Origin of the sequence: Citreicella sp. C3M06 (assembly GCF_018860705.1) — a bacterium.
Taxonomy (GTDB): domain Bacteria; phylum Pseudomonadota; class Alphaproteobacteria; order Rhodobacterales; family Rhodobacteraceae; genus Salipiger.
Genome location: NZ_JAHKQA010000056.1, coordinates 132,995 through 141,356, shown reverse-complemented (window position 1 = coordinate 141,356; position 8,362 = coordinate 132,995). Strand labels below are relative to the sequence as shown.

12 protein-coding genes are annotated in these 8,362 nt (G+C 66.2%); 11 read left to right on the top strand and 1 reads right to left on the bottom strand.

Annotated elements, in window-relative coordinates:
• Positions 1 to 218: 218 nt before the first annotated feature.
• From KO516_RS13385 to KO516_RS13365, 5 genes are read left to right on the top strand one after another with little or no spacing between them, the layout of a single operon-like run.
• Complete coding sequence (locus KO516_RS13385; protein WP_216004285.1) at positions 219 to 662, top strand: hypothetical protein; 444 nt, start codon at positions 219 to 221, stop codon at positions 660 to 662.
• Positions 659 to 1,318 carry a MotA/TolQ/ExbB proton channel family protein gene (locus KO516_RS13380; protein WP_216004284.1) on the top strand — a complete coding sequence of 220 codons (660 nt, stop codon included), beginning with the start codon at positions 659 to 661 and terminating at the stop codon, positions 1,316 to 1,318. The genes KO516_RS13385 and KO516_RS13380 overlap by 4 nt, the downstream gene beginning before the upstream one ends.
• Positions 1,311 to 1,694, top strand: a complete 384-nt coding sequence (locus KO516_RS13375; protein WP_216004283.1) for a biopolymer transporter ExbD — start codon at positions 1,311 to 1,313, stop codon at positions 1,692 to 1,694. The genes KO516_RS13380 and KO516_RS13375 overlap by 8 nt, the downstream gene beginning before the upstream one ends.
• Positions 1,694 to 2,083 carry a biopolymer transporter ExbD gene (locus tag KO516_RS13370; protein ID WP_216004282.1) on the top strand — a complete coding sequence of 130 codons (390 nt, stop codon included), beginning with the start codon at positions 1,694 to 1,696 and terminating at the stop codon, positions 2,081 to 2,083. Before KO516_RS13375 ends, KO516_RS13370 begins: the two co-directional genes overlap by 1 nt.
• Positions 2,080 to 3,051, top strand: coding sequence for an energy transducer TonB (locus tag KO516_RS13365; RefSeq protein ID WP_216004281.1), 972 nt, complete (start codon positions 2,080 to 2,082; stop codon positions 3,049 to 3,051). Before KO516_RS13370 ends, KO516_RS13365 begins: the two co-directional genes overlap by 4 nt.
• Before the next feature lie 681 nt (positions 3,052 to 3,732).
• Here KO516_RS13365 and KO516_RS13360 read toward each other — a convergent pair.
• Positions 3,733 to 4,164, bottom strand: a complete 432-nt coding sequence (locus KO516_RS13360; RefSeq protein ID WP_216004280.1) for a hypothetical protein — start codon at positions 4,162 to 4,164, stop codon at positions 3,733 to 3,735.
• Positions 4,165 to 4,199: 35 nt separating this feature from the next.
• Between KO516_RS13360 and KO516_RS13355 the strand changes: the two genes are divergently transcribed.
• From KO516_RS13355 to KO516_RS13330, 6 genes are all read left to right on the top strand, one after another.
• Entirely contained in the window at positions 4,200 to 4,520 is a 321-nt protein-coding gene (locus KO516_RS13355; RefSeq protein ID WP_216004279.1) for an antibiotic biosynthesis monooxygenase, read from the top strand.
• Positions 4,521 to 4,919: 399 nt separating this feature from the next.
• The gene (locus tag KO516_RS13350; protein ID WP_216004278.1) at positions 4,920 to 5,705 is read left to right on the top strand and encodes a 23S rRNA (adenine(2030)-N(6))-methyltransferase RlmJ; all 786 of its coding nucleotides are present in this window, start codon (positions 4,920 to 4,922) and stop codon (positions 5,703 to 5,705) included.
• Between the two features lie 261 nt (positions 5,706 to 5,966).
• The gene (locus KO516_RS13345; RefSeq protein WP_216004277.1) at positions 5,967 to 6,395 is read left to right on the top strand and encodes a hypothetical protein; all 429 of its coding nucleotides are present in this window, start codon (positions 5,967 to 5,969) and stop codon (positions 6,393 to 6,395) included.
• Between the two features lie 83 nt (positions 6,396 to 6,478).
• Entirely contained in the window at positions 6,479 to 6,925 is a 447-nt protein-coding gene (locus tag KO516_RS13340; protein ID WP_216004276.1) for a TerB family tellurite resistance protein, read from the top strand.
• A gap of 59 nt (positions 6,926 to 6,984) precedes the next feature.
• Positions 6,985 to 7,425, top strand: coding sequence for a TerB family tellurite resistance protein (locus KO516_RS13335; RefSeq protein ID WP_216004275.1), 441 nt, complete (start codon positions 6,985 to 6,987; stop codon positions 7,423 to 7,425).
• 133 nt (positions 7,426 to 7,558) lie between these two features.
• Positions 7,559 to 8,335: an ABC transporter ATP-binding protein gene (locus tag KO516_RS13330; protein ID WP_216004274.1), complete on the top strand. Its 777-nt coding sequence runs from the start codon at positions 7,559 to 7,561 to the stop codon at positions 8,333 to 8,335.
• The last annotated feature ends 27 nt before the right edge of the window (positions 8,336 to 8,362 follow it).

Here is an 8,362-nt window from a genome sequence, read left to right as displayed (position 1 = left end):
GAATCGCCTCGCCCGCTCCAATATCTTCTTCGGAAGACGTGAAAAAGGGTCGCCTTCGGGCGGCCCTTTCGCGTTTCAGAAGCACCGAGGTATTGTTGATAAAGTTAATAAGGTATTGCAAGTCAGGGCCAAACGTGGTGTCACGGATCGTGACCTTCACGCCAGCATCCAGACGGGTGCAAGCACGTCCTGTTGATCTGTTTTCTAGGGAGCTGCCGGTGCCTCGCGTCATCCGTCCCCATGCCGTTTTCGCGCTGTCCTGCGCCATTGTCACGCTTTGCCTTACCGCCCCGGTCGCGGCCGACGGCGATGCCCCCGGCGGGCTATCGATCGAGCTTAATGCCCAGGAACAGACCGAGCGCGGCTGCAAGCTGAGCTTTCTGGCGCGCAACGGCAGCGGGGCCGACATTGCTTCGGCGATTTACGAGACGGTGCTGTTCGACAGCACCGGGCAGGTCAACCAGCTGACGCTGTTCGATTTCGGCGCGCTGCCGACGAACAAGCCGCGTCTGCGGCAATTCGTGGTGCCGGGGCTGCAATGCGATGCGCTGGGTCAGGTGCTGATCAACGGCGCCGCCACCTGCGAGGCGGATGCGGGCGCCGATGCCTGCACAAGCGCGCTGACCCTGACCAGCCGCACCGGTGTGGAGATGATGGGATGAACGCGCTTGATATGCTGACGGACGCAATCCAGCGTCTTTACGACCTTGGCGGGCCGGTGGTGCTGTTTCTTGCGGCGGTATCGATGCTGACCCTGGCGGTGGTGCTTTACAAGCTCTGGCAATTCCGCGCCGCAGGCGTTGGCCGCCACCGGGCGCTGCGCGATGCGGTGGCGGCATGGGATCGCGGCGAGCGCGCCGAATCCGCCCGCGCGCTGGAACGCTCGCGCAGCTATTTGCGCCCGGTGATCGCGATGGCGATGGCGGGCGATGTCGACAGCGCCCGGCTTGATGCCGAGGCCGAAACCCGTTTTGCCGCGCTGGAACGGGGCTTTCGCTTTCTCGACGGGGTGGCGCAACTGTCGCCGCTCGTCGGCCTGTTCGGCACGGTTCTGGGCATGATCACCGCGTTTCAGGCCCTGCAGGAAGCCGGCAGTCAGGTCGATCCGTCGCTGCTGGCGGGCGGCATCTGGGTGGCGTTGCTGACGACTGCGGTGGGCCTTGCCGTCGCCATGCCGACGCAGGTTCTGCTCAGCTGGCTTGAAACACGCATCGACGCCGAGCGGGTGCTGGCCGGTCAGGCGCTGCGCACCATCGAATCCCCTGCCGCCGGGCGCGAGGCTGCGCCAAAGCCGCAAGGGCTGCGCGTCCATGCGTAAGGCACGGCGCAGGAACCGGCTGTCGATGACCTCGCTCATCGACGTGATCTTCCTGCTGCTGCTGTTCTTCATGCTCAGCTCGACCTTTTCCAAATTCTCCGAGGTCGAGCTGATGGCCGCCGGTGCCGGAGTCGGCACAGGCGATGCCCGCCCGTTGTTCCTGCGGCTGGGGCCAGACAGCGTGACGCTCAACGCCGCAGAGCTGACGCTCGACGCTCTGCCCGAGGCGCTCAGCCCCGAGGCGGGCGAGCCCGAGGAAAACCGCCTGCTGCTGGTGTCGTTGCAACCGGGGGTCAGCGCCCAGCGTCTGACCGACCTGCTGGTGGTGCTGCGCCGCGTGCCCGGCTTTGCACCGACAATTCTCGGAGGCGCCTGATGATCAGAACCCGTCGCCCCAGATCGAAGTCAGAGCCGACCATCGCGCTGATCAACATCGTCTTCCTGATGCTGATCTTCTTTCTGGTGGCCGGTCAGGTGGCACAGCCGCTGGGCGAATCGCTGGCGCTGGTGCGCACCGCCGATCTCGATAGTGCCGCCGCGCCGTCGGATGCGCTGGTCGTGACGCCGGACGGAGCGCTGTCGCTGCGCGGCACGGCGATTGCCAGCCCCGAGGCGTTTCTGGCGGCGCTCGATACCCCCCCGTCCGAGGTGCGCATCGTGCCCGACCGCGATCTTCCCGCAGAGGAACTGGTGGCGCTGGCCCGCGCCCTGCGCCGGGGCGGGGCAGAAAAGGTCATCGTGGTGACCGAACGAGGGCTGGAATGAACGCTGTACGAACATCCCGCGCCGCAAAGCTGGCGGCGGCCCTGCTGGCCTGCGGGGCGCATGGCGCATTGGCCCTGGCGCTGATGCAGACCGAGCCGCCGGTGAAGATCGAAGGCGCCTCTGGCGGCGAGGCGGCGCTTGGATCGAGCTTTGCCGACATGTCGCGCGGCACGTTGACGTCTGAACCGACCGAAGAGGTGCTGACGCCCGAGGCCACCCCAACGCAGCCCACAGAACCCGAGCAAGCCATCGCGCCGGAGCCCGCGCCACAGCGCGCGGCAGAGACCGCCGTTGCGCCCTCCCCAGAGCCTTTGACGCCAGAGCCCCTGACGCCCTCAGCGGAGCCCGACGTGATCGCCGCCTTGCCACCAGAAACCGCGGAGCCGGCCAAGGCCGAACCGCCGGATCAGCCCACGCCTTTGGCCGCCGAAGACACGCCCTCGGACGAGGCCGTTGCGGTATCGCGCCGCCCTGCCGTGCGCCCGGACACGCTGACGCCGCCGCCCAAGACCGAAGCTGCCGAGCCGACGCGCAAGGCTGAAGCCGCCGAGCCGACGAAAAAGCCCCGCGCGGAGCCCGCGCCAAAGCGCCAGCAAGCGCCCCAAGGCAATGCCGAACGCAGCGCCCGCGCCGGGCAGGCGACGGGCAGCGACAATGGGCGCGCCGCCTCCAGCGGCCAAGGCGGCAAATCGGACGCGGCCGGCAATGCCGCCGCGAGCAACTATCCCGGCGAGGTGATGCGCAAGCTGAGCCGCGTGGCGCGGCCCCGTCTCAACACGCGCGGCAGTGCGGTTATTGCCTTCAACATTGGCGGCAACGGCGGGCTTGCCGGGCTGTCGGTGGCGCGCAGTTCCGGGTCGGCGGCGCTGGATCAGGCGGCGCTGCGGGTGGTGCAACGCGCCGCCCCCTTCCCCGCCCCGCCCTCGGGCGCGCGGCGCAGCTTTTCAATCGAGATCAAGGCGCGTTAAAGCCCAGCAAAAATCGCCCCCCGGTTCGCTCCGAGAGGCCTGTCGCCTTAGCGCAGTTTCGGCAGCGTCGCGCCAAAGCTCCGCCCAGCCGCCTTGCCCGGCACCAGATGCGCCGTGTCATCGGCATCAAATGGTGCCAAGGCGCATCCCGGGGCCACCCAGCGAGCCCTGCTGCGGGGAATAGCTCGCGCGTCGGCTGTGCACCGCGTGATCCGCGTTAAGGCAAAGGCGGGATCCCCGCATCGCGGGCGTGGCGCAGTTTCCCAGCTCAGATCCAGTGCCCTGCCCAATTCAGGGTCATGGCTCAGCCCGATGCGCCGCCCCGGCAAGTTGCGCCAGTCATCTGCGTTGCCATCTCCGGCGCTTTGCCTGCCCAACCCGGTCGAGCCAGCCAGATCAACATAGACCCCGCTTGCCAGCCCATCGGATGCTTCAAGCGGGCCCCTGTCACTGCGAACATGATCGAACCCGCTGGCGCTGGTCACATGCCACCGGCGGGCATTGGAATCGTTCAGCGGCACAAAACCGGTGTCGTCCGCGTCAACAGGCCGGACGGGACGTGAGACACGCCGACGAACCATGTTTCGGAGTTTTTCGACATGCCCATGCAGCGAACTGTCGTGACCACATCGCCGATGATCGGCAAGAATTGCCGTACACCCCGGCTGCCGAAATCATAGGTCAACCGCCAAGGGTCACCTCGTAGAAACAGCGCAAGGTCGGTGTCCCTGCCGCCCGGCGCGTTGTTGGCGCCCACACGCTGCCGACCTTCGACATTGCGCCGACGATAAAGCGCGCGATGTTCTTCATCGTCAGCGTCGTGGTCTGCACGGCGTTCAACGTGGGCTGAGGGAACGGCCATGTCGACGTCGATTTCAACGCCGCACTCAGCTCGCCCGCATTCCGGCGCAGATCAGCGCCTGCGGGCAAAGACGACCGCCGCAACTCTTCCTTGACGCGCCGGTCTCGGCGCTCGACATTGCCCACCAGCTGCACGTGATGCAGATCGCCCGCGAGTTTGCCGAGGCTGGCGACGGGGTGATCGCCATGATGCACGATCGTACACTGACGGCGATGTTCGCCGAGCGTATCGCGATGATGTCCGGCTGGCACATCCTCGCCGCGCCACCCTCCGGAAAGGCCCCTGAATGTACCTCGCAATGAACCGCTTCACACTCACGTCCGAAAACGCCACCGCCTTCGAGGCGCTCTGGCTGTCGCGCGACAGCCGACTGCACGAAAACCCCGGCTTCGTCGCCTTTCACATGCTCAAAGGGCCCGAGGAAAACGGCCAGATCCTCTACGCCTCGCACACCGTCTGGGAATCCGAACACGCCTTCCGCAGCTGGACCCGCTCCGACAGCTTTCGCGCCGCCCATGCCCGCGCAGGAGGCACCCGAAAATTGCACGAAGGTACACCGAAATTCGAAGGCTTCACCGCCATCCAGCACATCCCGGCCCCGGCCTGACAGCGCCGCGCCCGCCCTTCATCTTGCCCCTAAACTCCGGGGAGCGCGAGGGGCTGGCCCCTCGCATCGCAACGCCTCGACCCGGCGCTTGGCTCGCCTGCGGCACCGGCCCCATCGGCCTTTGAAAACGGGCGGATCGGCCTGCGTCTCAGGCCCATGCAATTGGCGCGCAATGCAAAGTCGCTCGCGCCTCCATGTATCGCCATCTTCGGGGTGCCGGCTGGCAATAAATCCGCGGGCCTGCGCAACCTGATCACCCTTGCCACCAAAGCCCCGCCGCTCCGGGTCTCACACCCGCCCGTCACGCCATCGGCAAGGAATCTCGGGCAGTCCGCCAGCAACGGTCGCAACCGGCACTCCGATGCTCTAGAACCACGGCAAACACCTCTGGGAGCCGCCATGCTATCCTATCAGCACCTTTACCATGCCGGAAACCTCGCGGATGTGCAGAAACACGCGATGCTTGGCTACATGCTCGATTACCTGATGCGCAAACCCAAGCCGATCAGCTACATCGAAACCCATGCCGGGCGCGGGCTGTACGATCTGTCCGCCGCCGAGGCGCTGCGCACCGGCGAGGCCGAAAAGGGCATCGGCGCCTTGTCAGGCGATCTGCCGAGGGATCACCCCTATACGCTGGCCCTGCACCAGATCCGCGACGCGCAAGGGCCAGACGCCTACCCCGGCTCGCCGTTGATCGCCCGCACCTTGCTGCGGGACATCGACCGTCTGCATCTGGCCGAACTGCACCCGCAGGAACACGCCGCGCTGGAACGGGCGCTGAGCGGGCCGGGCGTTGCCATCCACCGCACCGACGGGTTCGAGCTGGCACAAAGCCTGTGCCCCCCCGAGCCGCGGCGGGGCCTGATGCTGATCGACCCGTCCTACGAGGTCAAGAACGACTACGACCGCATTCCGCGCTTTCTGGCGCAGGTGGCACGCAAATGGAATGTCGGGGTGCTGGCGCTGTGGTACCCGGTGCTGACGTCGGGGCTGCATCAGCCGATGCTGCGCGCCCTGACCGATGCCCACCCCGGCGCCCTGCGCCACGAGGTGCATTTCCCACCCATCCGCGACGGCCACCGGATGATCGGATCGGGCATGTTCGTGATCAACCCGCCTTGGGGACTGGCTGATGAGGCCCGCCGCATCGACCGGCTGTTTGCATCGGCCAAAAAACGCTGAGCAGATCACTCCATCCTGTGTATTCTACCGTGATGACCAGCGCTCCAGCCCCGGTTGCCTTGTCAGAGCCCCCCTGCCATCCGGCAGCGGGTTTCTGCACAACTGCGTCGGGGCAGCACTGGTTTGGCAGCGCCGCGGTGCGCTGACACGATTTTGCCCATTGCCGCAACTGGCCACGCGCCCCAGATTGTATCCGCGTAAACTGGAAAGGACTGACATGCCCGGACATCTTCACGCACAATCCCTCGGGGAACGAGCAACTTGGGCCGCAATCTGAGGTTCTGGTTGGCGGCTCCGAATGCCACCCCATTTGACCCGAGCGATGCGCCATTGGCGCTTGGCGCGCTGCTGTTGCGCGCGGCGCAAACCGATCATGCCGCGCTTTTCGCACGCCCCGGCACGCTGGCCGCGATTCTTGCCCATTGTTACGACCTGACCGCGCGCGAGGCTGCCGAGATGCTGGAAGCCTGTGATCGGGTTGAAGCCGTCGCGCCGCCGGGCTGCGATTTCGCCGGGCTGTTGCACAAGGCGATCTGCCATACCGACCGCCGCGCCATGGCCCGCCGCCTGAGCGAAGCACTGGTGGCCGGGGGGTATTGCGGCCCGGGCGATCCGCGCATCGCGACGCTGATCGAGGCCGTTCTTGGCATCGAAGACCATGACAGCGCGGCATCACGCCGCGCCAGCTAAGGTTGAATTTCCTGCCACCGCACCCGCTAACGTGTTAGGATCTGGCACAGCAAGATCCCGTCCCCGGCCAGAGGACCAAAGCCATGTTCGAGCGACTGAAAGCGATGCTGCACCTTGGAGAGGCGCCCGGCACACCGTTGCCGGCACTCGATTACAGCCATGCGCTGGGGGCGTTGCTGGTCAAGGTCGCGATGGCGGATCATGCCTATCTGTTCGAGGAAATCGAACAGATCGACCGCATCCTTGCCGAGGCCTGCGGGCTAGACCCGGTCAGGGCCGCGCGGATGCGCGCCACATGCGAAAAGCTCGCGTTGCACGGCCCGGACATCGAAACCATGGCCGAGCACATCCGCGGCGCCGTGCCGCTGGCGCAGCGCCGTGCCGCCGCCGAAGCGCTGTGGAAAGTCGTTCATGCCGACGGCGTCACCGGCACCCACGAATCCGCGCTGGTGGCATTGATCGAGGAACATCTCGGCCTTGGCGACGATGCCCTCGAAGCCGACCGCCAGAGGCTGCTGAACACGCTATAACCTCACGCCCGCGCGAGAGGCGCTTTCCCGCCGGGCAACCCCACGCTATATGCAGGGGCATGTTCGCAGATTTCCTCCGCAGGCTCACCGAGCCGGGCCCGACCCGCCTTCCCGACACCGACGCGCGGCTTGCGCTGACGGCCCTTCTGGTGCGCGTCGCCCGGGCCGACGAAACCTACGATGCCGCCGAAAGCGCCCGCATCGACCGCATCGTGGCGCAGCGCTACGGCCTGTCGCCGTTCGAGGCGAGCAAGCTGCGCGGCGAGGCAGAGGCGCTCGAGGCCGAGGCCCCGGACACGGTGCGCTTTACCCGCGCGATCAAGGATGCGGTGGATTATCAGCACCGCATCGGCGTGATCGAGGCGCTGTGGCAGGTGGTGCTGGCCGATGGCGTGCGCGAGGCCGAAGAAGACGCGCTTCTGCGCCTTGTGTCGAACCTGCTGGGCATCAGCGACGTGGACTCGGCGATGGCGCGCAAGCGGGTATCGGGCGAGGCATAAGCGCTCCGCGCATGGGCGCCTGCCGCATGACGCGGCGAAAACCCTGCGTTTGGTGCTGTTTTGCACATTGCATTGGGCGCGGCTTTACGCCCATGTTTGCGTTGACCAACCAATCAAGACCCAGAGGTATGGCTTGCCAAACGCCACCCCCGTCATCGAGATCCGAAATCTCCACAAGGCCTATGGCAGCCTCGAAGTGCTCAAGGGCGTGCATGTCACCGCCCATCGCGGCGACGTGGTGTCGCTGATCGGCTCTTCGGGGTCGGGCAAATCGACGCTTCTGCGCTGTTGCAACCTACTAGAGGACAGCCAGCGCGGCGAGATCCTGTTCAATGGCGAGCCGGTGGCATGGCAGGGCGAAGACCACGCCCGCCGCCCCGCCGATCCCAAGCAGGTTCTGCGCATCCGCACCAACCTGTCGATGGTGTTCCAGCAGTTCAACCTGTGGGCCCATATGACCATCCTTCAGAACGTGATGGAAGCGCCGGTGACGGTGCTGCGCCGCCCGCGCGCCGAGGTCGAGACAGCCGCGCGCGCCTATCTCGACAAGGTCGGCATCGGTGACAAATGCGATGCCTTTCCCGCGCAGTTGTCGGGCGGGCAGCAGCAGCGTGCCGCCATCGCGCGCGCACTGTGCATGGAGCCGCAGGCGCTGCTGTTCGACGAGCCGACCTCGGCGCTCGACCCCGAGCTGGAGCAGGAGGTCATCAAGGTCATCAAGGCACTGGCCGAAGAAGGCCGCACCATGCTGATCGTCACCCATGACATGAAGATGGCCGCAGACGTGAGCGATCACGTGGTGTTCCTGCATCAAGGCCTGATCGAGGAAGAAGGCCCGCCGCAAACGTTGTTCGGCGCGCCCAAATCGGAACGCCTGCAAGGCTTTTTGAAATCCACGACCCACGCGTAAGCCGTGGGCGATACCAACCAAGGGATG